This window comes from Arthrobacter sp. H-02-3, from assembly GCF_003097355.1.
Taxonomy (GTDB): domain Bacteria; phylum Actinomycetota; class Actinomycetes; order Actinomycetales; family Micrococcaceae; genus Arthrobacter; species Arthrobacter humicola.
On the sequence record NZ_PYUI01000028.1, the window covers coordinates 29,368 to 54,207 of the forward strand.

The 24,840-nt window shown below is 61.4% G+C and carries 27 protein-coding genes; 15 read left to right on the top strand and 12 right to left on the bottom strand.

The window, feature by feature from the left end; translation table 11 throughout:
- The first annotated feature begins 14 nt into the window (after nucleotides 1-14).
- The 4 genes from C9424_RS21525 (at nucleotide 15) to C9424_RS19630 (ending at nucleotide 1,673) form a co-directional block, all read left to right on the top strand.
- Complete coding sequence (locus C9424_RS21525; protein ID WP_161958259.1) at nucleotides 15-161, top strand: hypothetical protein; 147 nt, start codon at nucleotides 15-17, stop codon at nucleotides 159-161.
- A 3-nt stretch (nucleotides 162-164) separates the two neighbouring features.
- A complete protein-coding gene (locus tag C9424_RS19620) occupies nucleotides 165-452 on the top strand; it encodes a hypothetical protein (RefSeq protein ID WP_116768529.1) in 288 nt (95 codons plus the stop codon).
- A 23-nt stretch (nucleotides 453-475) separates the two neighbouring features.
- Nucleotides 476-1,000 (top strand): single-stranded DNA-binding protein, encoded by a 525-nt coding sequence (locus C9424_RS19625; protein ID WP_116768530.1) that lies wholly within the window; start codon nucleotides 476-478, stop codon nucleotides 998-1,000.
- 67 nt (nucleotides 1,001-1,067) lie between these two features.
- Nucleotides 1,068-1,673, top strand: coding sequence for a DNA-binding protein (locus C9424_RS19630; protein WP_116768531.1), 606 nt, complete (start codon nucleotides 1,068-1,070; stop codon nucleotides 1,671-1,673).
- Between the two features lie 347 nt (nucleotides 1,674-2,020).
- Here the strand turns inward: C9424_RS19630 and C9424_RS21755 are convergent, their stop codons facing one another.
- From C9424_RS21755 to C9424_RS19655, 5 genes are all read right to left on the bottom strand, one after another.
- A complete protein-coding gene (locus C9424_RS21755; RefSeq protein ID WP_116768532.1) occupies nucleotides 2,021-2,605 on the bottom strand; it encodes a hypothetical protein in 585 nt (194 codons plus the stop codon).
- Nucleotides 2,602-2,916, bottom strand: coding sequence for a PadR family transcriptional regulator (locus C9424_RS22000; protein ID WP_116768533.1), 315 nt, complete (start codon nucleotides 2,914-2,916; stop codon nucleotides 2,602-2,604). Before C9424_RS22000 ends, C9424_RS21755 begins: the two co-directional genes overlap by 4 nt.
- Nucleotides 2,917-3,002: 86 nt before the next feature.
- On the bottom strand, nucleotides 3,003-3,686 hold the full coding sequence (locus C9424_RS19645; RefSeq protein ID WP_237563580.1) for a nuclease-related domain-containing protein: 684 nt from the start codon (nucleotides 3,684-3,686) through the stop codon (nucleotides 3,003-3,005).
- Nucleotides 3,687-4,239: 553 nt separating this feature from the next.
- Nucleotides 4,240-4,437, bottom strand: coding sequence for an MJ0042-type zinc finger domain-containing protein (locus C9424_RS22245; protein ID WP_116768535.1), 198 nt, complete (start codon nucleotides 4,435-4,437; stop codon nucleotides 4,240-4,242).
- Nucleotides 4,438-4,798: 361 nt separating this feature from the next.
- Nucleotides 4,799-5,119 (bottom strand): hypothetical protein, encoded by a 321-nt coding sequence (locus tag C9424_RS19655; protein ID WP_116768536.1) that lies wholly within the window; start codon nucleotides 5,117-5,119, stop codon nucleotides 4,799-4,801.
- A gap of 313 nt (nucleotides 5,120-5,432) precedes the next feature.
- On the opposite strand from C9424_RS19655, the gene C9424_RS19660 reads away from it, so the two are divergent.
- From C9424_RS19660 to C9424_RS19675, 4 genes are all read left to right on the top strand, one after another.
- A complete protein-coding gene (locus tag C9424_RS19660; protein WP_116768537.1) occupies nucleotides 5,433-6,008 on the top strand; it encodes a recombinase family protein in 576 nt (191 codons plus the stop codon).
- A 199-nt stretch (nucleotides 6,009-6,207) separates the two neighbouring features.
- A complete protein-coding gene (locus C9424_RS19665; protein WP_116768538.1) occupies nucleotides 6,208-6,564 on the top strand; it encodes a transcriptional regulator in 357 nt (118 codons plus the stop codon).
- Nucleotides 6,564-7,418 carry a nucleotidyl transferase AbiEii/AbiGii toxin family protein gene (locus C9424_RS19670; protein ID WP_116768539.1) on the top strand — a complete coding sequence of 285 codons (855 nt, stop codon included), beginning with the start codon at nucleotides 6,564-6,566 and terminating at the stop codon, nucleotides 7,416-7,418. Before C9424_RS19665 ends, C9424_RS19670 begins: the two co-directional genes overlap by 1 nt.
- Nucleotides 7,415-7,996 carry a recombinase family protein gene (locus C9424_RS19675; protein ID WP_116768540.1) on the top strand — a complete coding sequence of 194 codons (582 nt, stop codon included), beginning with the start codon at nucleotides 7,415-7,417 and terminating at the stop codon, nucleotides 7,994-7,996. Before C9424_RS19670 ends, C9424_RS19675 begins: the two co-directional genes overlap by 4 nt.
- Nucleotides 7,997-8,347: 351 nt before the next feature.
- Here the strand turns inward: C9424_RS19675 and C9424_RS19680 are convergent, their stop codons facing one another.
- From C9424_RS19680 to C9424_RS19695, 4 genes are all read right to left on the bottom strand, one after another.
- Entirely contained in the window at nucleotides 8,348-9,985 is a 1,638-nt protein-coding gene (locus C9424_RS19680; RefSeq protein WP_161958260.1) for a DUF262 domain-containing protein, read from the bottom strand.
- A gap of 130 nt (nucleotides 9,986-10,115) precedes the next feature.
- Nucleotides 10,116-13,229 (bottom strand): type III restriction-modification system endonuclease, encoded by a 3,114-nt coding sequence (locus C9424_RS19685; RefSeq protein WP_116768542.1) that lies wholly within the window; start codon nucleotides 13,227-13,229, stop codon nucleotides 10,116-10,118.
- Nucleotides 13,230-13,234: 5 nt separating this feature from the next.
- Nucleotides 13,235-15,121: a site-specific DNA-methyltransferase gene (locus C9424_RS19690; RefSeq protein ID WP_116768543.1), complete on the bottom strand. Its 1,887-nt coding sequence runs from the start codon at nucleotides 15,119-15,121 to the stop codon at nucleotides 13,235-13,237.
- On the bottom strand, nucleotides 15,106-15,342 hold the full coding sequence (locus C9424_RS19695; RefSeq protein ID WP_116768544.1) for a hypothetical protein: 237 nt from the start codon (nucleotides 15,340-15,342) through the stop codon (nucleotides 15,106-15,108). Before C9424_RS19695 ends, C9424_RS19690 begins: the two co-directional genes overlap by 16 nt.
- A 723-nt stretch (nucleotides 15,343-16,065) precedes the next feature.
- Between C9424_RS19695 and C9424_RS21530 the strand changes: the two genes are divergently transcribed.
- Nucleotides 16,066-16,218: a hypothetical protein gene (locus C9424_RS21530; RefSeq protein WP_161958261.1), complete on the top strand. Its 153-nt coding sequence runs from the start codon at nucleotides 16,066-16,068 to the stop codon at nucleotides 16,216-16,218.
- Nucleotides 16,219-16,742: 524 nt separating this feature from the next.
- Here the strand turns inward: C9424_RS21530 and C9424_RS19705 are convergent.
- The gene (locus tag C9424_RS19705; RefSeq protein WP_116768546.1) at nucleotides 16,743-17,051 is read right to left on the bottom strand and encodes a hypothetical protein; all 309 of its coding nucleotides are present in this window, start codon (nucleotides 17,049-17,051) and stop codon (nucleotides 16,743-16,745) included.
- A gap of 224 nt (nucleotides 17,052-17,275) precedes the next feature.
- Here C9424_RS19705 and mobC point away from each other — a divergent pair, with 224 nt between their 5' ends.
- From mobC to C9424_RS19720, 3 genes are read left to right on the top strand one after another with little or no spacing between them, the layout of a single operon-like run.
- Nucleotides 17,276-17,668 (top strand): plasmid mobilization relaxosome protein MobC, encoded by a 393-nt coding sequence (gene mobC, locus C9424_RS19710; RefSeq protein WP_202615938.1) that lies wholly within the window; start codon nucleotides 17,276-17,278, stop codon nucleotides 17,666-17,668.
- Between the two features lie 2 nt (nucleotides 17,669-17,670).
- A complete protein-coding gene (locus tag C9424_RS19715) occupies nucleotides 17,671-19,287 on the top strand; it encodes a relaxase/mobilization nuclease domain-containing protein (protein WP_116768547.1) in 1,617 nt (538 codons plus the stop codon).
- Nucleotides 19,288-19,316: 29 nt separating this feature from the next.
- Nucleotides 19,317-20,555, top strand: coding sequence for a hypothetical protein (locus tag C9424_RS19720; RefSeq protein WP_116768548.1), 1,239 nt, complete (start codon nucleotides 19,317-19,319; stop codon nucleotides 20,553-20,555).
- 329 nt (nucleotides 20,556-20,884) lie between these two features.
- Here the strand turns inward: C9424_RS19720 and C9424_RS19725 are convergent, their stop codons facing one another.
- Nucleotides 20,885-21,565 carry a haloacid dehalogenase type II gene (locus tag C9424_RS19725; RefSeq protein ID WP_116768549.1) on the bottom strand — a complete coding sequence of 227 codons (681 nt, stop codon included), beginning with the start codon at nucleotides 21,563-21,565 and terminating at the stop codon, nucleotides 20,885-20,887.
- Nucleotides 21,566-21,660: 95 nt separating this feature from the next.
- On the bottom strand, nucleotides 21,661-22,050 hold the full coding sequence (locus C9424_RS19730) for a heavy metal-responsive transcriptional regulator (RefSeq protein ID WP_116768555.1): 390 nt from the start codon (nucleotides 22,048-22,050) through the stop codon (nucleotides 21,661-21,663).
- A gap of 275 nt (nucleotides 22,051-22,325) precedes the next feature.
- On the opposite strand from C9424_RS19730, the gene merA reads away from it, so the two are divergent.
- The 3 genes from merA to C9424_RS19745 all read left to right on the top strand — a co-directional run.
- On the top strand, nucleotides 22,326-23,768 hold the full coding sequence (gene merA, locus C9424_RS19735) for a mercury(II) reductase (protein WP_116768550.1): 1,443 nt from the start codon (nucleotides 22,326-22,328) through the stop codon (nucleotides 23,766-23,768).
- 35 nt (nucleotides 23,769-23,803) lie between these two features.
- Nucleotides 23,804-24,469 carry an organomercurial lyase MerB gene (merB, locus tag C9424_RS19740; protein WP_116768551.1) on the top strand — a complete coding sequence of 222 codons (666 nt, stop codon included), beginning with the start codon at nucleotides 23,804-23,806 and terminating at the stop codon, nucleotides 24,467-24,469.
- Nucleotides 24,470-24,600: 131 nt separating this feature from the next.
- Nucleotides 24,601-24,840 (top strand): FAD-dependent oxidoreductase (locus C9424_RS19745; protein ID WP_161958262.1); only part of this gene is annotated, 240 nt, incomplete at its 3' end.

Below are 24,840 nucleotides of genomic sequence, written 5' to 3' on the forward strand. Positions count from 1 at the left end.
CTTTGGAGGACACCATGACCATCTGGTTCGCCATCTACGACTCACACCAGGGCAAGACAAAGATCAAGGCAACCACCACGGAAGACGAGCTTCACCGCTGGCTGGAACAGAACACCCACTCATTCCGCGAAGTCCGCCAAATCGCCACGGCAGAGGTATAGGCCATGGCACGAAACAGCAGCTTTCCAAGCAAGATCACCGGCTACCTCGAACCACCACAGGGACGGCTGGACCCCACCGAACCACATCGAAGCAACTTCTCCGGCTGGTCCGCACACGGACGCGGTACCGTCGCAGAGATCATCGACTTCTATTCCCAGCCCGAATACGCCGAAGAGGGCAAACCGATCAGCGGCGACCTCACCCAGCGGTTCCTGGCGTGCGAGAAAGGCGCTGGCTGGCCAAAGTATGGCGACATCCCCGATATCAAACCACTGAACGCACTGTTCTAAACCGAGAGAAAAGGGCAACACCAATGTCAGGCGAAACCACTATTACCGTGATTGGCAACCTCACTTCCGACCCAGAGCTGCGCTTCACCCCCTCGGGATCCGCGGTGGCAAACTTCACCATCGCCTCCACGCCCCGGACCTTTGACCGGCAAAGCAACGAATGGAAAGACGGCGAGACCCTGTTTCTCCGGGCGTCCGTCTGGCGCGAAGCGGCAGAGAACGTGGCCGAGTCCCTGACTAAGGGCATGCGGGTCATCGTCTCCGGACGATTGAAGTCCCGCTCCTACGAGACCAAGGAAGGCGAAAAGCGCACCGTGATCGAACTGGAAGTGGACGAAATCGGCCCTTCCCTCCGGTATGCAAATGCGAAAATCAACCGCACCCAGCGCAGCACCGCCCAGGGGGGACAAGGAGCTGGTGGGTTCGGCAACCAGGGCAACACTGGGCCGGGAGGCCAAGCGGCGCCGCAGGAAGACCCCTGGGCCACACCGCAGACCAGCGGCGCCGGCGGCTGGGGCAGCGGCCCGGACTCCGAGCCGCCATTCTAAAGCATTGAAAAGTAGTAGTAGGAGTAGTATCGTTACTACTCCTACTACTTTTTTGGGAGAAACCGCCATGACGTCGAGTGTGAAAGACCGCGTGTTTGCCGCCGCCGAGCAGATCAGCGCTGAGCGCCGCCCGACCGTCTCCACGGTCCGGGCTACCGCCGGCGTCAGCAACGCGGACGCTACCCGCTACCTGAAGGAATGGTCAGAGGAGAAGCTCGCCGCCGGGGGACAGGTGGCAGCGACGCCGCCGGCCCTGCTCGAACAGGCCACGCGGCTCGCCGCGGCCTGCTGGGCTGACGCCTCTACGCTGGCTTCCGAGCGGCACGCCGCCGTCGAGACGGCCTGGGCGCAGGAACGCAAGGACAAAGACCTGGAAATCGCCGAGCTGGTGGCGGACCTGGACAAGGCAGCCGCGGAGAAGGAATCCGCGGCCGCCGAACATCAGGCCCGCATCACCGCCCTGCAGTCCACGGCGGAGGCTTTGGAGCAACGGCTGGCCGCCCTGGGCACTGAGCTGGAAGACACCCGTGCAGCAGAACGCGCTGCTGCCGGCGCGGCAGCGGAGGCGGAGAAGAAGCTCGCCAGTGCCGAGGCACGTAGCAGCACACTGGAGAAGGTGCACAACGCCTTGCTGCAACGGGTCGCCCCGGAGGCGAAGCCCTCTGATGTCTAAGAAGAACAAATCCTACATCCAAGCCAAGGGCCCGACTTAGTTTCAGGGATGGCTCGATCCGGCAGCCTTTGCACGGAATCGTTCGTTTACGTGCACGGACACAGCCGGATCCTGCAGGCCCCCAACTTCCTGTCACTTTTGTCAGTTTCAGAAGTCGTCTGCACTGGCTTCCGCGGAAGTACGGGACTTGTGCAGACGACTCCTGACACGGAAGTGCTCGAAGTCGTCTGCACCAACCGTCGTTTTGTTAGGAGTCGCCTGCACCAACCGTCATTCTGTCTGAAGTCGCGTGCACTAACAGCCACCGGCATACGGGCACACCACACGCTATGTCGGCCATGCTCCGATCAGGCTGCCAAATTCGTCGGCACCTCTTCTGATTGGACCTGGATGAGGTCGCAGTCAATAATGTCGTCGATGACGAAGGTCACCTGTTCGCCCGGATTCAAGTGAACGAACAGGGGCCAGCTCTCCAGATCTCCCTTGAGTCGGTCGCCATCGCGGTGCGTCACTCGCACCCACATCCGTTCCCCTGGGAATCGCGCGACTGACCACGCAAGCTTCACCAAATCACCGGGCTCGATCAGCTCCTTGAGTTCAAGGTCTGGAACTTCGAATGTATCCGGCGACTCCAGATGGCGCTGCAGACCTGATTCGACCTTGGAACGGTGCCAAACGTAACGACCCCATGCCCACGAAATACGCGGCGACAATCCGAGGCGCAGTGCGACTTCGAACTGTTGCGCCACCCAGAACGGGCGCTCCCATCGCGGCACTTCGTAGAGTTCTGCCTGCAATTCTCGCCGACGATCAATATCAGGTATGAGCCGTACGACCGCGGCGAGGACCAGTCCTGGCGCGAAGCCGAACAGCAGCACTGCCAAGCCGAATGCGCCCAGAGCGCCAGGAGCAGAGAGGAGCTCAGCGATCATGCGAACGCTCCTCGGAGGGTGGAAAAACGCTGCTCGGTCTGGACTCGATGAGCCACAGCACCGAGCTCAATTCGACCGGTATCCGTCAGGGTGTAGTAGCGCCGGGGTGGCCTCTTCTGGCCTTCCTGTCTTTCCTCCCAATGGTCCTCCAGCCAACCTTCGTCTAGCATGCGGTCCAGCTGAGGATATAGGACGCCGGAGCGAACGCCGGAACGTTTAGAGAGCTGATATCCCCAGATGTATCCGTCACCTTCGTGACCCATCTGCAGGATCGCGAGTGCGACCAGTGCGAGCGAGTGCGTAACCTTCATAGGTCTAACTCTACATAGGTCGAGCGCGTTTCGGAAGAGGATCCCCTAGCGTGCTTCCGAACAGCTCCGAACATGGACACCTGACGTCACGCAGACTTGAACCGCGCGGCTACCGACTCAAGCGTCCTCGGCACATCAACCTCGCCGGTTGTCTGCTCTATAAGCACTTTGGCTAACCGTTTCGGCCAGAGCACATAAACGCCACGAGTCGAGAACGCGCCCCCGATCAGGGGCCAATCTGCTTCGATGAAGCACAACGCCCCGGTTACCGGCACATCCCCAACGAGGTCTCGTACAACATCGACCTGTTTGAGCACCCCATCGACCAGTTTCGTGCAATCACGCCGGCCAACGAGGAGCTTCTCGACCCGGGGGCGAAGGATGCCACCCTCGATCTTCAACTCAGGCCGTCCCTTGTACCGTTTGGCATCAATCACCCAGATTCCAGCAGGAGTGATAGCGATATGGTCGATATTGGCCTTCGAGCCGGGGATGCGTCGGTCGTGGAGGACAGCCAGGCCATCGGCGGCCAGGGAATTTAGCCGAGCGCCCAGGCGTTCCTCACCGATCGCGCCCCGATCCCAGGACTTGGTGTGCTGCCGCTCGTCAGAGAGGGCGACTGCGAGGCCACCGAAGCGACCCCACTTCTCGCGGAGCTTTTCTTCGTCCTTCGCCTTGCGGCGCTCATATTCGCGTCGGGCGGACGAGCCGGCTACTCCGGACTCAGCGGCCAACGAATCATCATCCGGTGTTTCCAGGTCCTGGGACATGGTTTCCGTAGCCTCGGTGGCACAATCCAAACAGAGGACGGTCTTCGTCTCGCGCTCATAAATAGCTTCTGTCGCAGCCGGAAGAGAGGCGAGGCACAGCCGACACGCTCCGGCGTACCGGAGCCTCATCTGCTTCACGAGGATGCACTTTGGAACATGGGCATGGACCCAGTCTGCTTGTAGATCACGGCGGTTAGGCCGCGGATGCTCTTTGCCATGGCTCAATCCTCAACCAGGGCAGGAACTTTTTCGGGGGCGCCGCGCGTGGCGGTACCCAAGACCTCAGGAACTGTCTCAGCACAGGATCGACTGGGGAACCGCCCTGTCTAAGCTCCTCCGGTTGTTGCCGGTGGCTGGCGGCGTCGCTCCGGGATGGGGCATGGGAGCGCCCCGATGCTATTGGGGGATGCATCGAGGCGCTTGAAAGAGCGTATGAGGAGGACTTTTTCAAGTCAAACTGCTTAAGTCGGCATCCCAGAACCACCACCACGGGGCCGAAGCACCGCTTTGGCGAGATGGCTAACCGGACGAGGTCGGCACTGGAAGCGGGCCGCTACTTGCCGAACCTCTTCAATGCCATGTCTAGGTCACTGAGAGCCTTAGATGCCTTTCGGGCGCCGCCGCCTTCGTCATGCAACTTCACCAGGTGCCCTCGCGAGCACCGCACTGTGCGCTGCTTAGCGACGTCATCGAGCGTGAAGCGGACCCTACTTCCGCATTCCGGGCACTCGGTCTCCATCTTGTCGGTCATTGCCTGCTCACCCTTCGTTAGGAACTACTGGCGACCATGATGCTCCCGACCCCAGACATTTTTGGATCTGACACGGCCCCCGGTAGCCCACGTGCTCCCTTGGACAGGCTCACTAGCGGATCTTTGACCGGGCGCAGCTCGAGTGCTCCTGAGACCGGGAGGCGTGGCATTAAGGGTGCGTTTAGCGTTTCCTCGTTCTCCATCCGGTCTCGAAGAGGAAGTGGCTTGTTTCGCCAGGGCAACCCCGGAGTCGCTCATCTCGTCCGCTAGTTTCAGCACGTCGTACATTCCCAACTGGGCTTCCCGGCTGATCGCGGTGACAAGAGTTCCCTCGTCGGTGGCGAACAACGGCGATCCTACTTCACGCCTCCGACACGCCGCGTGGCTTAGTCGGTCCTTTGTATCCCTCCGCCGCGCAGCCTGGGCATACGTCAGGGTCTCCAGGATCGAAGACCTTCGGGAGTACCACCTTGACCTTGGCCCCGCACAGGGCAAGTTTGTATTCCCACGGCGCGTCGCAGAACTGTGGCTCCGTGTAGATCCCCGTCCGGTGCCAGCGGAAGTCGGATATGGCGTGGACCTTGCCTATGTTCACCGGCAGTGTCGGGTATGCGATTCCGTGGCCGTTGTCGCGCGTTTTGTCGAAACGGTCAAGGCCGGCAATAAGTTGGCGTTCGCGCAAATCTGCTTCCTCCGTTCGCGGGTTCCCGTCCGTAGTGGCCAGGCTGTTCCCTCCATGCGAGCGTACTTGCGGCCACAGACAATATGGCGCGGTTCGTGGAGCTCGTCACACACCTCATACCGAGCGTTTCCTTCCAATGTGCCGGCGCCAAAGACCCGCGAACGCCAACGACAGTGTTAACGTCCCCAAACGATCGTTCGCGAGACACTATCGGGCGCTTTCGTCGAGCCGCGGAACTACGCGGTCATTAATGTATTGCTTGTCGTGTACGCGCCTGTGTAACGCTCAGCTGGGTTGGTGATACGTTGCGGTAATGAGAATCGGATACGGGCGCGTCTCCACCCGCGACCAACATCCCGAGGCCCAGTACGACGCCTTGACGGCTGCCGGCTGTGAGCAGGTCTTCCTTGACACGGCCTCCGGGAAGCTGGCCCGCCGGCCCGAGCTGGACAAGGCCCTGCTTTCAGCCAACCGGGCAGGGGACCAATTGGTCGTCACCAAGCTCGACCGGCTCGGACGCTCCCTCGAACACCTCATCGATTTGTCCAAGACGCTGCAGGAGCGCGGTGTGGACCTTGTGGTCCTGGACCAGAACCTCGACACATCCACCCCCTTGGGCCGGATGTTCTTCCAAATCCTTGGCTCAATCGCCGAGTTCGAACACGCCCTCATGTCCGAACGGACCCGTGACGGGCTAGCCGCAGCCCGTGCCAGGGGCCGGACCGGCGGGCAGAAACCCAAACTCGGCCTGCGCCAGGTCAAGCTGGCCCGGGAAATGTATGAAGAAAAAGGCCTGGACGGCAAGCGGGCTCACACGGTGGAACACATCGCCCAGGAATTCGGCGTCACCCGGCCGACGATCTACCGGCACCTAGCGAAACCAGACTAAAAGCCCGTGCAGAGGACTTCTGACATTCAGTGCAGACGACTTCTGAAACTGACAACTTTCACCGGAAACGCGGGGAGGTCTCTTGCACGAAACCTTGCACGTAACCGGTTCGTGAACGACGTCGGTCACTATTGAGTTTCGTGCAGTCTTGCTACCCTGAGCCCAGCGGGAACAACCAGCCGCGCCATAGGAGACACCAATGCCAACCATCAAGCACCGGCCCGCAGGACGCCGCACGGCCGAACCGCGTGTCTACATGCAGGACGTGATCCCCTATGAAGCACCGGAACGTTTCGCCGACCTTCACGGTCCAGCGGAAGGCACCTTGACTCTGCCGCTGCGGGTCTATTGGGGACCTAAGGCGGAGTGTGACTTAGGGCAGCCGGAGGACGTCATCAAGGCCTACCAGGCCATCCTGCGCGAAGCCGCACGAGAGGACCAGGAAGAACTGCTCAACGCTTCCCTTCTTGGTCGGGTGTGGCGTCAGCTGATGCTCCCTGCCCGTTGCAGGGACCTGTGGGAGAACAAGTTTCCCCAGCTGGCGCAGCAGGCGTAATGGCGGAGGTTGATTACCAGCGCGAAGTCACCCGTTTGGCGTTGGACTCCCTGGCAGGGGGAGGATTTGCTCTTGCCGGTTCAGGGGCCATCCGTGAGCACGGAATCATCGACCGCCCTACACAAGACATCGATCTCTTCACATCCATAACCAGCCCAGAGGCTTTTGCGGAATCCACCAAGAGGCTCGTGGCCGCTATGCGGGAGCGCGGGTTCGAAGTCGAGGAGCATCGCAATGCCCCGCAGTATGCGAAGTTCTCAGTCACGTCGCCAGCCGGCCAAAGGGTCGAGGTGGACCTTGCCGTTGATTGGCGTTCCGAAGAGCCGGTGACGCTGTCCGTAGGCCCGGTTTTGAGTCTGCCCGATGCCGTAGCCAGTAAGGTCTCGGCCGTCTACAGCCGGGCCGAAGTCCGTGACTACTTAGACCTTGACTCCATCAGGGAATCCGGGCGCTTCACCGATGCCGAGATCCTCGAACTTGCCGTTGATCGTGATCCAGGTTTCGACGTGCAGATGTTCGCTGGCCAGCTCGATCAAATCAACCGGCTCGGCAGCGCACGGCGGGTGGAGGAATATGGCGTCGGGGAGCAGGAACTGGCACAGCTCAAGTCCCGGCTCACTGGTTGGGCCGAGGAGTTGCGTAACGACGCGCCGACGCCCGGGCAACGCAACGTTCAGAAGGTGCAGCAGCAGTCCACTGATCTGGATCCCAGGATGGAGCAGGTCATGAAACTTGTGCACGCCTCCTACCCAGGTACGGCGCGGGATGCGCTGAGGCCGCCAGCCGAAACGCCGGCCGCTGAAGCCCGGCCACAGCCAAAGGACCGAGGCCAGGAACAGGGCAGGATGCTGTGACGGCGAACCTCATCGGATACGCCCGCGTCAGCACCGCTGAGCAAAACCCGCAGCTGCAAGAGGACGCTCTGCAACGAGCGGGAGTTATCAAGACCTTCACCGACGACTATGCGTCCGGTTCCACGCAAGACCGGCCCGCCTGGCAGCAGTGCTTGGAGTTCCTGCAACCAGGAAACGTACTGGTGGTGTGGAAGCTGGACCGCATAGGACGGTCCACCGCCGATCTCGCCCGTATCGTGACTGAACTGGGTGAGCGTGGCGTCCAGTTCAAGTCGCTGACCGAGAGCTTTATCGACACCACCACCGCGGATGGTCGACTCATCTTTCACATCTTCGCAGCTTTGTCCGAACACGAACGCAGCAGGATGCTGGAACGCACCAGAGCGGGCCTTGACGCGGCCCGTGCACGCGGCCGCGTCGGCGGCAGGCCCTCCACCATGACGGAGGCCAAGATCAAAGCGGCCCGCACGATGCACGCGGACAAAACACCCATTGTGGAAATCGCCCAAGCACTGAGTGTCGGACGCATGAGCGTCAGCCGGGCATTGGCGAAGGCTCAGGCGCCGAAATCCGTCTAAGCCGGGGGGCCGAACGGCGCTTCCTGCTGTTTCCTTCGGAGAAGGCCTGCCCGTTCGTTCTCTCACCGAGCGAACCGCCCCTAGGAGGAGTGTCGCAGCCATGCCGGCGCCTACGTTTCCGGACAAACTGGAGAACGATGTAACGCAACTGGCCATAGGCGTTCCCCCTTTCTCGTCATCTCGGATTGATTGAATCATTGAAATCCCGAGAGAGATAAGGATTAGCGCCACGGCTGCAACACTCCCCATCGGCCCAAAAGGGTCTGTGAAAGCTACGGCTATCTAATCACAGGATGGATGTGTCACCCGTCCTGTCTGAGTGGACCGGGCTGCAGGCGATTAGCTCGGGGGTCACCGATGGGGCCACGCGATGCAAGCAATTGAGGCGAGTTCGGCCGTACGATTCTGAATGGCATCGACGTCCCAAGCATCAAGTTGAGCAAGATTTTTTGTGAGTGCAAAGTCAGATCCAGCGTAGGCCTCCCGCTTGAAGCCAAATGCCATATCGCCAAGGTCGCGATTCAGTTTCTTTTCCAAAAGAGCAAGGTTGCCAATCTCATCGACAACCGCTGAGACTGAATCGTCAACCTTGGCAGAGTGCTGAGATAGAACGTGTTCGATGTTTATCCCATTCGATGCCCAGTCGAGTAACCTCGGGCTCTTGTTACTTCGGCGGCTGTTTGCCTTTTCCAACATGGCTAGCAAATACTTTGCCCGCCCGGGTGCGACGGGGCCGAAAGCACAGAAGGCTGCTTTGAAAACCGTGTCGGTAGGTATGAGCTTGTTTAGGTGTGAGCGTACATCGGCCTGAGTTCTAGCCGCTTCCGAGCTTATGGCAACAGCGGCCTGGCCGAAAGCATCTTCCGAGAGTCGAGCCCCTATCTTCCCTGCAAACAAAGAACGCACTGACCATTGGCTCATTTTCACAAGAAGCTTGGCGGCGGAGCTTTTCCTCCAATGGAGGAAGGCCGCCAGAAGGACAGGGATACTGCTCTCAAACCCAAACCGTCTATATGCTAGCAACGCATCCCGAACATCAACCTGGACGTCGGACCAATATTGGTTGTCAGGATCGCGAAGAGCAAGGTAGATCTTCTGGGCATCCGCTAAACGCAGCAGGTACCCTTTGGCGTCTGCTCCTTCTTGCGTGAGATCTTCCTGGATGGCCCTGTACAACTTACGAGTTGAGACAGCTCCATGGCGTGACGCATATTCGTATCGGATAAATTTGACCAAATCGTCGGGCTTATCAAAGTTGGTTTCGAGAGATACCCAGTTTTCTTCGAAGAACCTCATATGGGGACCTGCTTGGCTGAATAAAAAATTCTTCAGTAGGTCCGCGGTCGTAAGATCGGCTCCTCGGTCGTTGAGGGTTTCAAAGATCACATATGCTTCAGAGAGATTTGAGGCTGTCGCTACTAGGACCTGTACGTCCTTTTCAAGTTGCGCAGAAACCTCCATTAGACGTTGGTACTCGGCCGCAGTTGGTGCAAGCTCCTCTAGGTGCGAGAGGCAAATTTTGTAACATGTCAGAATGGGATCTGAATCGTCTAAGACACCATGCTCGCCGTCCATGAGCAGGTCGTAAGCCCTCTGGTTTTTGGGGCTCAGAATAAGGCGTTCTACCTCCCGTTCCTCGGACAGCACATACCCCTTGAGGTACCTTTCGGCCATCTTTTCCGCCTGGTCATTTTTCCCGTAACGGGAAAGTAGATCACGTATGGCAATCAACAGGACCGAGGTGGTTGCTAGCCGCTGCTGACCATCCACGACCTGAAGTCGCCCATCAGAATTGGGGGAGTTAGCAAAGACGGTGGTGCCAACGAAGTACGAGACGCCCTTGGCTCTAGCCTTAGCTAAGTCGTCTAGGAACTCTTCAACGTTCTCCGCTTCCCACGCATAGGATCTTTGGTACCTCGGAACTTCGAGGAGGTGGTCAGCTAGTAGATGGCCCAACTGGTCATGGTCAAAGTCGGTTTCTTTCGCCAACAGGTCTTCCTTCGATGTCAGTGTGTAGGAGCTAGATAACCATACGTACATCCCTCTTAGAGAGTTGGCTTTAGTTCTCCCTGACGCCGACTTGGGGTATTCCCTAACCAGACAATCACCAACACACCCCCTATAGCTGCTGACCAACTGTTGTATTGACTTCGGGTTTTTCCCCGACGACTAGCTGCATGAGCTGGCTATAGTCGGTTACCACGTCGTAAGTGACATTCTCATCATGCTTGCGGTTCAGCCCAGCGAAGAACTTGCGGGCGCATTCGATCTTCGCTTCCTCGACTCCGCGAAGCTGCATCGAGGACAGCGAGCCCTTAGTTTCCGCGACGAAGTAGACGTGCTTGACCATGCCCTCCTGGAAGGCAATGGCCCAGTCGGGGTTATAGTTGCCGACCGGAGTTGGGATGAAGAAGCCGCGCGGGAGCTTGGCGTAGACGACGACCTCGTTGCTGGTGTCTAGCTCCGTGACGAAGGCGCGTTCGCCCTTGGAGTCAGTGACAACGTAGTCATAGATGTGCTTCTTCAGCTTCTCCCCGGCCTTGGCGAAGTCCTGCCTGGTTTGGTTCTCCGTGAAGATCGTCGTGTCGTAGCGCTCCTCAAGCGTGTCGTACGTCAGGTGCTCCACTATGACGGTGGCCTTTTGCTCGTTGATGAGCCGCGCCGCCTCGGTGATGAACTGCTCCGGGTTCTGCCGGTACTTAGAGAACGTAACCGGCCTGACTGAGCTCAAGATCGCACCGGCCGTGCGGCGGGTGACTTGGGTCTTATCGGTGATCTCGCCCAGCAGATCGTACTTTACAGGTGAGGACGCCGAGACCTTCTCGGTGTGTGTTCTCGTTGAGCTGACGGCGAACCCCGCGCCACTTGCAAGATCGTCCGGGTCGAGCGCAGCCCGCTGCTCACCAGACTGAACCACATACTGCATCGCCGCGACGTTCAGGTGGGCGTCCATCGCGGTGACGCATTTGTGGATCAGCTCAGTGGAGTCGAACTCGACCTGGTAGACGGTCTTGTGGTTGAGCCGGCCCCAGAGTTCGCGAAACTCCTTCCTGGCGAAGTTCTCCTCGTTAAGGGGGATCCGCTTCGGCTTGCGCCCATCTTCCGGCAACGGGATGCCGACAAGGAGCGCGTCAACGAGCGGCCAGAGGTAGTCGATGACCGGCTTGAGCAGGTCCGAGTTTGGCTTGGCGAGAGCGTCGGCCTCACGGGCGGCCTTATAAGCGTCGGAGATGGTGTCGTCGTCGTTAATGTAGTCGTTTTTGACAAGGTACTTGTACAGCGCGTTCGCCATCGCCTCCTCGACGATGCTCTCGCCGGATTCGGTGGCAAATGTCTTGCCCGCGAAGTACTTGACGCTCGCCTTCCGTGGACGGGAGGCTAGTGATTCGCTGATCTCTTTCTGTAGGCCCGTCACGAAGTCGGTGTAGGACTCGTCGGTGACGACGGTCAGCTCATTAATGTCGTGCACGGTGACGGGGTTGTCTATACGCTCGCCGTGTTGGTCGACGGCGATCCGCAGGCCGCGGCCTATCTCCTGGCGGCGGGAGACGGTGTTATCGCTCTTCTTGAGCATGCCCATGACAAATACGTTTGGGTTGTCCCAGCCTTCCCGCAGTGCCGAGTGGCTGAAGATAAACCGCACCGGTTCAGCGAACGACAGCAGGCGCTCCTTGTCCTTAAGGATTAGGTCGTAGGCGCCGACATCCGTAGATTGGCCCGCGTCCTCGCCGCGCTTGGCCGTGCTCGGATCCACCAGCCGCTTGGTTTTCTTGTCGATCGAGAAGTAGCCCTGGTGCGTTTTCTCTACACTGATCGATTCTAGGTGGCGCCTGTATGCCTCTGCCTCTGAGTCGAAGTCCAACTGGCTCAGTTCGTCTGCCGCCAGTGCCCGGTACTCCTCTTCGAATACGCGCGCATAGTCACCGAGGGTGTCTTCGCGCTCGTAGTCGCGGTACTTGGCCACCTCGTCGATAAAGAACAGCGACAGCACCTTGATTCCCTGCGCGAAGAGCTGGCGCTCCTTGTCCAGGTGGGCGCGGATGACCTCCCGGATCTGGATGCGGCGCTTGGCCTCTTCGGTCACGTCGGCGGTGATCTGCCCGGCGGCCATGATGCTGCCATCACTGAGTTCAATGACGTCACGGTTAGCGTCAATGTCGCTAATGATGAGGTTCTTGTATGCCTCGATCCCACCAGAGATGTCGTGGAGTCGGGCTCCCACGTCGAGCCATTTGACCTGCCGCTTGATGCCGCTCCTGGTCTGTATCTCCAGCTCGACCCTCGCACGCGGCTTAGCCGCCTTTGCGATCTCTATCGCGTCCAGGTACAGGTAGGCAGTGCTCCCGGCCAGACCCTTGACCGCGATGCCGCGCACAGCGATCTTTTTCACGAGTTTCTGGTTGTAGGCATCCACTGCGTCGAGTCGGTGAACCTTGTTGTGCTCCACCTTATGGGTCGCCGAGTAGCGCAGCACCATCAGGGCATTGAACCGACTCAGCGCCTCCAACGACTTGGCCGCGCCGATCTTCTGGGGCTCGTCGATAATGACGATCGGCCGGTTCGCGCTAATCACTTCAATCGGACGGCGTGACTGGAAATCGTCGAGCACATCGTAAATGCGCCGGTTGTCCTTGCCCGTCGCGTTGAACGCCTGGATGTTGATGATCATTACTTGCACGCCGGCATCGGAGCTGAACCGTTCCAATTCGTGCAATTGAAGGGAGTTGTAGACGAATGAACGCGGCTTGGTGCCGTAGATCTTCTGGAAGTGCTCAGCGGTGATGTCGAACGACTTCTTCACACCCTCGCGGATGGCCACGCTCGGAACCACGATGATGAACTTGCTCCATCCGTACCGCTTGTACAGCTCCATAATGGTCTTGATGTAGACGTAGGTCTTACCGGTCCCTGTCTCCATTTCAATATCAAGGTTTGGGGCGCCCGCCGCCGCCGCCTTGCTCGGCAGGAGCGACTTCGACAGTGGCAGGTTTCGGCCGCGCTGCACCGCCTGGATGTTTTCCAGCAACTGCGAAGGGCTCAGGGCAATCTCCGCGTTCCGCAGTCCGGAGTCCAGAGTCTCAGGAAAGCCCAGAGTCGGGTGGGCTGAAGTTGCACGGCGGCCAGGATCAATCCGATACGACACCCCGTTGTCGCGGGGCTGTCCGGCGAAGCAATCGATCACCGCATCGACCGCATCGGTCTGATACTGCTGAACCTTGAATTGAAATTTCATCTGGCTTAGATCGCCTTCACGTCGGTCGCAGGCGAGGCTTCAGCGAACACCTGCTCGGCGTTGATACGGTCAGCGTCTGTGGCGAAGCCCGAGTCACGAAACACCGCACGCAGCGGCCTCCTGTTCGCGACCTCACGAACTAGCGCAGGACCCACCTCGGCGTCGAAGCAAGCGATGAGCGCACCGTCCTCGACGATAAACACCTTATGGCCCTCGACCTGCTCGACGGCGATCGGCATCGTCAGTTCAAGGCCCCAATCGAGCAGCACCTGGAACAGCAGATCCTCGCCCGTGCGATCGGGCTTCACGCTGTCCGTGTAGAGGTCGAGTTGGTCCTGTACCAGCGCATCCGGCGTACGTCGAACGTCAGTGAGATTCGTCGAGTCGATTTTGAGAGTGCGGAAACCAACATCAAGGTTCTCTTCTGTGAGGCCAGACTCTTCCAGCACCTTGGTCCCGGCGCGCCTGATGCGGTCCCGGCATACGTCCGCGATCGTCAGGTAGGCAGGCACCCCGGTTGAAGTCGACTCGGATGCACCGTACGGCTCGGGGTACTGGACCGTGATGCACCGTCGACGCCCACCGTCTACCGCATTGGACTGAAGCACCGCGTCAGCGGTTGTGCCGGACCCAGCGAAGAAGTCGAGCACGAGGGAGTCTTGATCCGTTGCGATCTGAAGAAGTCGTGTTATCAGTCGGACAGGTTTAGGAGTGACGAACAGGTTGTCCCCGGATGAGGCATCCATCAAGCGGTGCAGTTCCTGCTTCGCGTTGCGCGTGCTACCAACGTCGCGCCAGTTCCAGTAGGTCTGGGGAATTACCCCATCACGAACCTCGGAGAGGAATCGTTTGACGCCTGGACGAATGGATCCGTCTCCCCACCAGATACGCCCATCGGCGTCAAGCTCATCGAACTTGACCTTGCTGAGGCGCCAGTAGCTTCCAGGAGGTGGACCCGCGATGAACCGCCCGCTCGGCGTCGTGATTGAGTATCTCCCCTCGTCATACCGGTTACGTGCTGCCAGATCGCCCAATAGCCAAGGACCGCGAGGATCGTTGTCGGGGTTCTTGTAACGGGCAACCATGTCGTCGGTTCTCGGTAGAAAGTTGGGTCGCCATGTATCTGCGTCCCGCGCGAAGAGTACGAGGTATTCGTGGTCCTCGCTAAGATGTCGCGCCGAATTCTTGGGGCTGTCCATCTTGTGCCAGATGACGGTGGCGATGAAGTTGCCTTCGCCGAACACTTCGCTCATGAGCGCGCGGAGCGCGGCGATTTCATGATCATCAATCGAGACGGCAATCAAGCCGTCCCTGGCCAAGAGGGAACGTGAAAGCTTGAGACGCGGGTACATCATGCTCAGCCAGTCGGAATGAAATCGCCCGTTCGACTCCGTATTGGTGACGAGTCGGTTGCCTGCTTCGTCAACCTGCCCAGACCGGGCCAGATACTCACCTGTTGTCTCGGAGAAATCGTCGTTGTACACGAAATCGTTGCCTGTGTTGTACGGCGGATCGATATAGATCAGCTTGACCTTGCCGAGATAGGACTCCTGAAGCAACTTGAGAGCCTCGAGGTTGTCGCCTTCGATGAAGAGATTTTGAGTGGTGTCGAAGTTCAACGACTCCTCGCGCGCCGGGCGAAGGGTCTTGGCTATAGGTGCATTGGCGGCGAAAAGTGCCTCGCGCTTGCCAGGCCAGTCGAGCTGGTAGCGCTCCTGAGGACCCTCAATGACGTGAGCAGACAGCTCCTGACGCAGCAGGTCGAAGTCGATCGCCTTTGTGACGTGGCCGTGGTCATCACGCCCCTCGGTCATGACCGTGGGGAAAAGTTCGGCGATCTTATCGATATTCCGTTCAGTCAGGTCGGGTGAGTGCATCAGCAGTTTTTCCACGGGGTGTCCTCGGTCATCGGGGTTGCAGGGTCAGTAAGAAGGACAAGCTCAGACATCCGGGCGCGGAGCTGGCGGTGCAGTTCCACTTTGCGGTTGAACTCCGGTTCGTTTCGGAGCTTCTTTTTCCGGGGAGCGACAGCGCGGTAGAGCTTTAGTGCCTGGTACATTCTGCCGGTTGCCGCCGATACGCCTCCGCCGGGGCGCACCGCGATGGCCGTCATTGAGCCTTGTCCGACGAAATCGACCGGAGTGTTGCGGCCAGGCCGCGCACGGCCACGGGGTCTTCCTGCCAGGGCCCTCCGGTGCGAGAGCATGCGTGCAAGCCGGTAACGCCAGATCCTTCGGCTGCATTGGCGAGCTCGGCCCAAGCCTCCTGCAGTTCTGCAAGTTGCTCGGGTGTCAGCGGCTCCTGATGCTCCGGTTCACTCCCTACAACGACAGCGGAGGCAGCCGTGCCGACCGCCGACCGACGTCTCATGAAGAGGCTCCGCAGACCCATACCCTTCCCCTCAAATAGATGTCCCGCCGGGAGGCCTGCTCGGGGGAGAAGCGCCTACGACTGGCGGGACTGTTCTACCGTATCAAGGCATTTAGGGTCCGTAGTCAGCAAACCAAGGGTCCGCACTCCATGGAATGCGGACCCTTCGTTTTGCAAACATCCTGCTGCTTACACCTTCGAGCTTAGTCCTCGCGTTGGGAGTTGGGATGAAGTACCTGCAGGGTGCTGTAAACCGATAAAGCCCCTCGACCACCTGGGCACGGCAAAAGCTATTACCTTCGGGCTTTTCCCGCACCCAGGTGGACGACGGGACCCAGCTGACCGCCTGTACACAAACGCCAGGGCACCACGTCCTCGGAAGGTCACCACGGGGGCCGGCGTTCATGCACAGCCTGGGTTGGTGCGTGAACGGCCCTCACCAGTGGATCTACGCATGAGAGAGGGTATGACCAAGCAACCCTTCAAGCGTTCAATCCGGCAGATCAAGGCGTCAGCGGAAGCTGTAAAGGCAGTAGGAAAAGCCATGTGCTGGCTCGCTGCCGGCGTCGTGGCAATCATCGAAGCCCTGCAAATTATCATCCAGCGGTGCCTTAGCTGAGAAACAAAAAAGGAAGAGGAGCCCCATAGTTGTTCGGGGGTCATTTCGGTGTGTACGGCGGTCGTTGCCGTGCCTTGGATCAAGCGGGCCTATGGAAGACGGTGGTGAGTAATCGCCGCCCTGCAGCTTGTGGTTGTCACCGCCCGTGACGCCGCTGGTAGCCCCCCGAGCGCATTAGAACCTTCCCGCGGGCTAACGGTGCCATCGCTCCTGACCTCGGCCCCGCACACCCGAATGTGTGTCGTCCCGGCTGAAAGAACCCAACCACGGCGGCCCGGCTACCCGGCAGCGGTGCGGCTTGGACCATGGGAAACGTGTCCGTTCCCGGCACCGTATGTTCTAGGCTGTGCACGGCCACCGCTCGCCGTGGGCGAGGTTGGCACATGGTGGTGACGTGGTGGTTGTGTGCAGGCGGTCAGCTGGGTCCCGTCGTCCACCTGTGCACGGGAAAAGCCCGAAGGCAATAGCTTTTGCCGTGCACAGGTGGACGAGGGGCTACTGGTTGTCGAAGCTGGTAGCGCCGATTATTCCTTCTCGCGTGCAGCTTCATGACTTGGCTTTGCCTGGCGGGTGGTCTTAGCGCCACGTGGACGTCCGCCGGCCTTCCTTGTTGGTGCGTCTAACCCGAAGCCCCGCAGGTCAGATTCGGTCCAGTCGGCGCGGAGAGCGGCCTGGTAGTCCTTTGCGTATTTCTGTTCGGCAAATGCAAGCAGCTGGGCTGCCTCTAGGAGTTCGACGCTGCTGGCCGCGGCGGTCTTCACGGCATCTACTTTTGCGTCGCGGGCGGCGTCAATTTTTGCGGCCGCTTTGGCGGCGATGTCGTTGATGTCCATGCCCCCGACTCTACCGGGTTTTGCCACCTGTCCCGGGACTGGTTTTGGGGGACGGTGCACGCAGGGCAGGAAAACAGACAAAGACAACCATCCGGAGCAAGCTATACACTTACACGGGTGTAAGTGGCTTGTCGCGCTCGACACTGGCGGTCGAGTGCGGCACACTGGTCAGTGTGGTCCCCGGTTCCGGGGTCGCTGCGCTGGGCCTTGAAGGGATGGATTGAATGTCGGATGAGGGATTCACTCACCGTTTCAATCTGTCGCGCCGACGCCGGGAGAACACTCCCGCCGGCACCAAGAAGCGCCGTGACCTGTGGGTCACTGTTGAAGAGGAAGCCGCGCTGGTCGCGAGGGCTGAGCGCGAGAAGGTGACTGTCCCGAACCTACTGATTACATCAGCGCTGTCCGAGTCCCAGGAGACGACAACGGAAAGGCGTGCCGCCATCGCTGAACTGATGTCTCTGCACAATCTGATGGCCCGTTCCTCCAACAACATCAACCAGCTCGCGCGGCAGGCAAACGCCACCAGCGAGTTCCCCGCTGAAGCACGCGAAGCACTGAAGCATCTCCGTTCAGTGGCGATGCGCATTGACCGCACCATTGAGGGGTTGATGTAAGGATGATCCCGAACATCACACGCGGTTCGCGCATGGGCGGGCTCATGGTTTACCTGGCATCGACTGACGCCAATAAGACGAAGAACGCACACAGCGAGCCGCACTTGGTAGCAGGCGATGCTGCGATTATGGCGTGGTACGACGACGGTGTTCTGGACCGGGACGATGCGCTGGCGATTGCCAAGCATCTGGACCAGCCGCGCAAGGCGTATGGCGTGTCGGTTCAGATCAAGGACATGCAGTGGGACGCGGCGAAGAAGGAGCGCGTGCACGTCGGTTACAAGGACGCCAGCGTGTGGCACTGCTCGTTGAGTTTGCGCGCCGAAGAGGGCGCACTGACGGACCAGCAGTGGGGCGATATCGCCAATGACTTCGTGGACTCCATGGGCTTCACCGAAGCCAGCGGAAAAGCACGCTGCCGGTGGGTTGCGGTCAACCACGGCACGTCCGAAAACGGCAACCACCACATCCACCTGGCCGTCTCCCTGGTCCGCGAAGACGGAACTAAAGCCTCCACCCACGGCGACTACAAGAAGGCGCAGGAGACCTGCCGGGAGCTGGAGGCTAAGTACGGGCTGGAACAGCTCTCCACCGTGCACTCCACCCGTGGCTACGACCGGGCCGAGAAGGCCACCGCTATCCGGGACGACCGGGAAATGCACCGCTCATCTCTGGCACGGAAAGTGCGCGCCAGCGCCAGCGCCTCTGCTACCGAAGGTGAGTTCGTCCGCCGGGCCCGGGACACCGGCCTCTTGGTGCGGCCGCGCTACGCGAAGAACACCACCGACGTCATTGTGGGGTACTCAGTAGCCGAACGCCCCACCCAGGGTGAACGTCCTATCTGGTTCGGCGGCGGGACTCTCGCCTCTGACCTGAAGCTTGGTGCCTTGCGTGAAGAGTGGATGGACTCACCGCACCTGGCCACGGAGGCTGCAGCGGAATGGAACGCAGCTGCCCGCAACAGGCGCACTGTGTCCAGGACTGGCCCCGAGAACGGAACTCCGCCGGCGGAAATGTGGGTGGAATACACGCGGAACGCGACCGCACTGGTTGAGAAGCTACGGGCACTGCCGCGTGATGATCACGCCACGTGGGCGAAGGCTGCCCGGGAAGTATCCGGGGCGTTCGCGGCATGGTCGCACCGGCTCGAACCGACGCCGGGTCCGTTGGCGGCCACCGCCGCCGAACTGTCCCGTACCGCACAACTTCGCGCGCCACGGGATCACAACAAGCCCGTTGCCCTGCCGTCCATTGCCGGTACTGCCATGTTGTTCATGGCGGCCTCGAGTAAGAACAAGACGGCTGCTCAATCGGCGCTCATGCTGCAGCTGGTCAATACCGCATTCGCCATCCACGAAATGCACCAACAGTCCGGACGAACGAGAGAAGCGCAGCGGCTCCGTGCCGTCGTCATCGAACAGCTGAAACCGTTCGCAGCGACCATGCCCAGGCCGGTCACCGTCGGTGCACCAGAACAGGCAGCGGTACCGAATTCCGTAGAGCTTGGTCTCCGCGGCATGGCACCCATCCGCCCAGGTTCAGCCGTGCCGAGCACACCAATACCGGCCAAAACCCACCAGCACACCGGCCGCGATTCCGGCCCCGTGCTGGACCGATAAAGACCACCACCAACTGCAAGGGGAGCAAGATGAGTGAATCAGATGGAATGGATGATGTCCTGGACGGCGGCCTGCGGCAGTCGCTGATGATCGCCTCACGCATTGCCGAGACTCTGGCCCGGCGGCGGCAGGAATCCCAGCGGCAGCAGGAACATCAGGACGCCCAGGTGGCGCACGAAGCGCAGGCTCGCCTCACTGCTGATCGTAGCGCGGCGCACGCGGCGCTGGCACCCGTGGAGAAGGACCAGTGGTGGGACAAAGCCCAGCCCCATGACATTGCCACGGCACACGCTGTCGCTGAAGGCTGGAAGGACCACGACCCGACCGCCCTGGCGGCCTCGGAGAAGATCCGTCAGGAAGTTCTCACCCGCTACGGCATCGGCATCGACACCCACGACGTCGGCACAGATGCCGCCTACCTTGAGTCAGGTATCCAGGCCATCACCACCGAGAAGGCCCGGCAGGACGAACTGGCGCGCAGCCAGGAAGAGACCCGCAAGGCGGCCGTGGAGCACGAGAAGGCCATGCAGCTGCTCGCCGCGGCCCGCGCCGAAGAACTCCGCGCACAGGCCGCGAAACTGGCCCCGGAAATGGAACGCCACCAGGTGCCCGCAGAGTACCTGGCCAACCCCGAGCTGGCCCAGGCATTGCAGACCGCTCACAATGCGAAGACCCCCACAGCCGTTGCAGTTGCCGACGCTGACATCCAGGAACGCATGTTCCTCATCGGCAAGGACGGGATCAACGGTCCCGACATCGACCAGCTGCGCAAAGAAACCACAGCGAACATCAACGGCGCCGGAGATTCACACTTCGAGGATCCCGCCTTCGTCCAAGCAGCCAAGGACATGCACGAAGCCAAACTCCTGGCAGAGGGAGGCTTCACAGGGTCCGAACGGACGCCCGTGGAACAGCGGTACGAACGAGCCGAAAAGGAACTCTTTGCCCGCATGGAAAGCGTCGGCCGCGAGATCGAAAACCGCGTCACCGGCAACGACAGCAGCCGGCTCAAAGACCAGGGCCTGAAAGCCGAGAGCACGTCGTCCACCGACTACGGCTCAGCGGAACGCCAGAAAGCTTTCGCTGCATCCCTGGCAACTACCGGAGCCAACGAAACTCAAGTCCGAGGGCGCGCCGCTGCGGAACGCAGCGAGGGCACACACCCCAGCGCAGCCGTCACCATGGGCAAGGGCGCAGCCAAAGCCAAAAAGACCCGCACAGGGGCAGCAGTGGGCGCGGAAAGGACCAAAAGCGGCCCCGCCCGCTAGATAGGGATTGTGAATTCTTTGAATATCCAACGCTAAGCCTGGGCGGTGTCGGGTAACGAAGGTCCGCCCGCGTTGTGCCTGGCTTCATTATGCCCGTGACCGGGCCGGCTGACAGTGCTAAGGGCAATGACAGCAATTGCTCTTACCTGCAACAGAACTGGACCTTCCCGCCGTCCAGGAACTGACCGCCTGAGACCCCGGGAGGTGGAAGTGAGCATCGGCCCGCTTCCACCCGGTCCGCGGTTTTCACCTCCAAACCAGCAGGCGGCGGCAGGGCGCGGCGGTCACCCGCAGCCGGGCCCCGTCCGGACGGCCGGCCACGGTCCTCGTCAGTGCGCTGCTGCCAGGGCCGCGGGAAGTTCGGTCAGGGCTGTGATGATGAATTCAGGAGCCTCAAAGTGGTCCGGGTAGCTACCCCCGGTCCTGTTCAGCCAGGCTGTATGCAGCCCGGCACGGGCGGCGCCGTGGATGTCCCACGGATGCACGGCCACCAGCAGCATGCCGGCTGGGTCGGCCCTGGAGGCGGCGGCGGCATATTCATAGGAGGCCCGGGCAGGCTTCCAGGCGGGCGCGTCTTCGACCGAAAGCAGCGACTCAAACGCTTCCCGGATCCCGGCCTCGCTGAACAGTTTCCCGGCGATCTGGGCTGAGCCGTTGCTGAGTGTGATCAGCCGGAACCCTGCAGCGGCGAGGGCACTGACCCCGTCGGGGACATCCGGATGTACTCCGAGGCCGGTCATGCCGCTCATGACATGGTCGACCGCCGCGTCGAGGGGGCGGTTAAGCTCCACCCCGGTCAGAAGTCCCCGGAGTGCGTCGGCTCCGATGGCGGCGAATGATCCGTTGTCTCCGCTGGCCGTAAGTGCGAAGCCGTCACGCAGCAGCGTGGCGAACCAGAGTTTAGCGAGTTCAGCCGGCGCTCCGACCTCGTTGAAGCGTTCCCCCATGGGCGACATATCTGACAGGGTTTCGTTGACGTCAAAGACAATGACTGAGATGGCGGTGGTCATGGATTCTCCATATGGTCGCGTGTACGTCTCGAGCGCAAGTGTGCCGGGCACTGGGGAATTCAGTAGCGGCGAACCGGCATTGGCCTTGGCTCTCGTTAGAGGTAGCTGCAGATGCGTTCGGGGTCGCAGGACGCGGGGTCCCCTGCGGCCGCGGCGTCATGGAATTCGGCGACGGTTGCCCGCAGTGCGGTGAGTTCTGCGATCTGGGCGTCGAGGTCGCGGAGCTGTTTGGCCAGCAGGTCCCGGACGTGTACGCAGGGGGCCTGGCCGATGTCCCGGACGGAGAGGATGTCTCCGATCTGGGCCAGGGTCAGTCCGGCGGTGCGGCCGCGGCGGATGAATTCCAGCCGGCTGACTGTCTCGTGGGGGTAGTCGCGGTATCCGTTCGGGGCCCTGTCGGCGGCCGGCAGCAGGCCCCGGTCCTCGTAGAACCGCAGTGTCTTGGCTGTCATGCCGGCGGCCGTGGCGGTTTCGCCAATACGCATCATGCACCTCTTGTCTCTGGGGATTCCCTCTTGACCTTCCAGTTTAGTGGAAGGTCAAGAACCGATACAGGAACCTGTGTGTGCCGCCCCGGGCCGGGGAGCCCACTTTTTCCGGGGGCGTTGAGCCGGGGGATGGCTCCCCGGTTCGGGGACGGTGACGGGTCTGGCTCTTGACCTTCCCCTGTGGTGGAAGGTGCAGACTGGGGCCAGACCATTACACGAGGCACCGTTGCGGGTAGGCGGGATGGCGCTGCTGTACGACTTTGGAGGATTTTATGTCTGAACCAACACCTGATTTTGATCTGGCCGTCATCGGCTCCGGCGGCGGAGCGTTCGCGGCCGCGATCCGGGCGACCAGCCTGGGCAAACGGGTCCTGATGATCGAGCGTTCCACCGTCGGCGGGACGTGCGTGAACACCGGCTGTGTTCCCTCCAAGGCGCTGCTGGCCGCGGCAGAGGCCAGGCATGTTGCCCTGGACGCGTCCGGCCGGTTCCCCGGCATCAGCACTTCAGCCGGGCCGGTGGACATGGCCGGGCTGATCGGCGGGAAGCGTTCCCTGGTGGAGACGATGCGGTCGGATAAATACGTGGACCTGATTGCGGACTACGGCTGGGAGCTGCGCCAGGGCAATGCCGTGTTCGCCGGCACTCAGGACGATCCGGTCCTGGAAATCACCGGAGGCGACGGGGCCCGGGAATCCGTGAGGGCCGCGCACTATCTGGTGGCCACCGGGTCCGCCCCGTGGGCGCCACCGATCAACGGGCTGCAGGACACGGGGTACCTGACCTCCACTACCGCGATGGAACTCGAGGAGGTGCCCGAGTCCCTGCTCGTGATCGGTGGCGGGTACGTGGCCCTGGAACAGGCCCAGCTCTTCGCCCGGCTCGGGTCCAAGGTCACCATGCTGGTCCGCTCCCGCCTGGCCTCGGCCGAGGAACCGGATGCCTCGCGCGCCCTGATGGGTGTCTTTGCAGACGAGGGTATCCGCGTCGTCCGCCGTGCGGCCGTGTCCTCGGTGCGCACGGACCCGGCCACCGGCGGGATCGTCGCGACCGCTGCCGTCTCCGGCGGACAGGAGGACTTCCGGGCCGCCAGGCTGCTCGTCGCCACGGGAAGGCGCCCGGTCACGGACGGACTGAACCTGTCCGCGGTGGGCGTCAAGACCGGGGACAGCGGAGAAATCGTGGTCGACAGCCGGCTGGCCAGCTCCAACGAACGGATCTGGGCCGCCGGGGACGTGACCGGACACCGCGAATTCGTTTACGTCGCAGCCTCCCACGGCTCCCTGGTGGTGGAGAACGCCTTCAACAACGCCGGGCGCGAGGTCGACTACCGGCACCTGCCCCGGGTCACCTTCACCAGTCCGGCACTGGCCGCGGTCGGGATGACGGACAAGGAAGCCAACGAGGCCGGCATCCGGTGCGAATGCCGGGTCCTGCCCCTGGAGTACGTGCCCCGGGCCCTGGTGAACAGGGACACGCGTGGCTTCATTAAGATCGTCGCCGACGCCGATACAGGACGGATCGTGGGAATCACCGCCGTTGCGAAGGACGCCGGGGACCTGGCCGCAGCCGGGGTCTACATCCTGGAAGCCGGGATGACCGTGGGGCAGGTGGCAAACCTGTGGAGCCCCTACCTGACCATGGCCGAAGGGATCAAGATCGCCGCCCAGTCCTTCACCACGGACGTTTCCAAACTCTCCTGCTGCGCCTCCTGACACCTACCCCCTCGACACCGGAAGAAAGATCCACCATGAACACTAACTTCAGCGACCTTACCGACCGTCTGACCTCACCGGACACCGGCATCGAACCCGCCCTCTGGCTGCCCCTGCTGCATCTGCTGGCACAGGGCGAGCCCGTGGCCATCGGGGACCTGGCCGCCGTCACCGGCCGCACCGTGCCGGAGATCCGCGCCGCGCTGGCCGCGGTGCCGGACACCGAGTACGACGGGGACGGACGCATCATCGGGCACGGCCTGTCCCTGAGCCCCACCCCACACCGCCTGGAACTCGCCGGGGAACAGCTCTACACATGGTGCGCCCTGGATACCCTGATCTTCCCGGCCCTGCTCGGCACAACCGCCCGGATCGAATCAGCCTGCCACGCCACCGGAGTCCCGATAAGGCTCAGCGTCGGCGCGTCCGGTGTGACCGGCGTGGAGCCGGCCACGGCCGTGGTCTCCCTGCTGAACCCCGAGGACATGAGTTCGGTACGGTCTGCGTTCTGCAACCAGGTCCACTTCTTCGCCTCCGACGAAGCCGCGCAACCCTGGCTCGACGCCCACCCGGGCGGTTCCGTCGTTCCCGTCGCCGAAGCCCACCGGATCGGCACGGCCATGGCCGGGTCCCTGCTCGATGAAATCCTGCCCGCACAGCCTGCCGCCCCCGAAAGGGGCGCACACGGATGTGCCTGCTGAGGACCCGACCGGCCTCTGCCCCGGACCGGACACCTCAGGACGCCCGCATGCCGGCACCGTGATGCCCACGGCCCGAAACCACGGCTTGAGGAACAGCACCCGAAATATCATCCGAGATCAGGGGGAGAGCTATGAGCGAACATTTTGACGTGGCAGTGCTGGGCATGGGACCGGGCGGGGAAGTCGCCGCGGGCCGTCTGCTGAAAGCCGGGAAAAAGGTCGCGGTCATCGAGCGCGAGCTCATCGGCGGGGAATGCGCATACTGGGCCTGCGTGCCGTCCAAAACCGTGCTCAGGCCACCCGAGGCCCGAACGGAAGTGCATCGGGCGGCCGGTGTTACGGGGGCGGAGCTGGACTGGGCGGAAACCAGC

Coding starts and splice junctions, on each gene's coding strand:
- merA (WP_116768550.1), top strand. CDS start 22,326: ATGTCTGAACCAACACCTGATTTTGATCTGGCCGTCATCGGCTCCGGC.
- mobC (WP_202615938.1), top strand. CDS start 17,276: ATGTCGGATGAGGGATTCACTCACCGTTTCAATCTGTCGCGCCGACGC.
- C9424_RS22245 (WP_116768535.1), bottom strand. CDS start 4,437: ATGACCGACAAGATGGAGACCGAGTGCCCGGAATGCGGAAGTAGGGTC.
- C9424_RS21530 (WP_161958261.1), top strand. CDS start 16,066: ATGACCAAGCAACCCTTCAAGCGTTCAATCCGGCAGATCAAGGCGTCA.
- C9424_RS19620 (WP_116768529.1), top strand. CDS start 165: ATGGCACGAAACAGCAGCTTTCCAAGCAAGATCACCGGCTACCTCGAA.
- C9424_RS19625 (WP_116768530.1), top strand. CDS start 476: ATGTCAGGCGAAACCACTATTACCGTGATTGGCAACCTCACTTCCGAC.
- C9424_RS19685 (WP_116768542.1), bottom strand. CDS start 13,229: ATGAAATTTCAATTCAAGGTTCAGCAGTATCAGACCGATGCGGTCGAT.
- C9424_RS19730 (WP_116768555.1), bottom strand. CDS start 22,050: ATGCGTATTGGCGAAACCGCCACGGCCGCCGGCATGACAGCCAAGACA.
- C9424_RS19695 (WP_116768544.1), bottom strand. CDS start 15,342: ATGACGGCCATCGCGGTGCGCCCCGGCGGAGGCGTATCGGCGGCAACC.
- C9424_RS19720 (WP_116768548.1), top strand. CDS start 19,317: ATGAGTGAATCAGATGGAATGGATGATGTCCTGGACGGCGGCCTGCGG.
- C9424_RS21525 (WP_161958259.1), top strand. CDS start 15: ATGACCATCTGGTTCGCCATCTACGACTCACACCAGGGCAAGACAAAG.
- C9424_RS19670 (WP_116768539.1), top strand. CDS start 6,564: ATGGCGGAGGTTGATTACCAGCGCGAAGTCACCCGTTTGGCGTTGGAC.
- C9424_RS19665 (WP_116768538.1), top strand. CDS start 6,208: ATGCCAACCATCAAGCACCGGCCCGCAGGACGCCGCACGGCCGAACCG.
- C9424_RS19705 (WP_116768546.1), bottom strand. CDS start 17,051: ATGGACATCAACGACATCGCCGCCAAAGCGGCCGCAAAAATTGACGCC.
- C9424_RS19645 (WP_237563580.1), bottom strand. CDS start 3,686: ATGTCCCAGGACCTGGAAACACCGGATGATGATTCGTTGGCCGCTGAG.
- C9424_RS22000 (WP_116768533.1), bottom strand. CDS start 2,916: ATGAAGGTTACGCACTCGCTCGCACTGGTCGCACTCGCGATCCTGCAG.
- merB (WP_116768551.1), top strand. CDS start 23,804: ATGAACACTAACTTCAGCGACCTTACCGACCGTCTGACCTCACCGGAC.
- C9424_RS19725 (WP_116768549.1), bottom strand. CDS start 21,565: ATGACCACCGCCATCTCAGTCATTGTCTTTGACGTCAACGAAACCCTG.
- C9424_RS19630 (WP_116768531.1), top strand. CDS start 1,068: ATGACGTCGAGTGTGAAAGACCGCGTGTTTGCCGCCGCCGAGCAGATC.
- C9424_RS19660 (WP_116768537.1), top strand. CDS start 5,433: ATGAGAATCGGATACGGGCGCGTCTCCACCCGCGACCAACATCCCGAG.
- C9424_RS19715 (WP_116768547.1), top strand. CDS start 17,671: ATGATCCCGAACATCACACGCGGTTCGCGCATGGGCGGGCTCATGGTT.
- C9424_RS21755 (WP_116768532.1), bottom strand. CDS start 2,605: ATGATCGCTGAGCTCCTCTCTGCTCCTGGCGCTCTGGGCGCATTCGGC.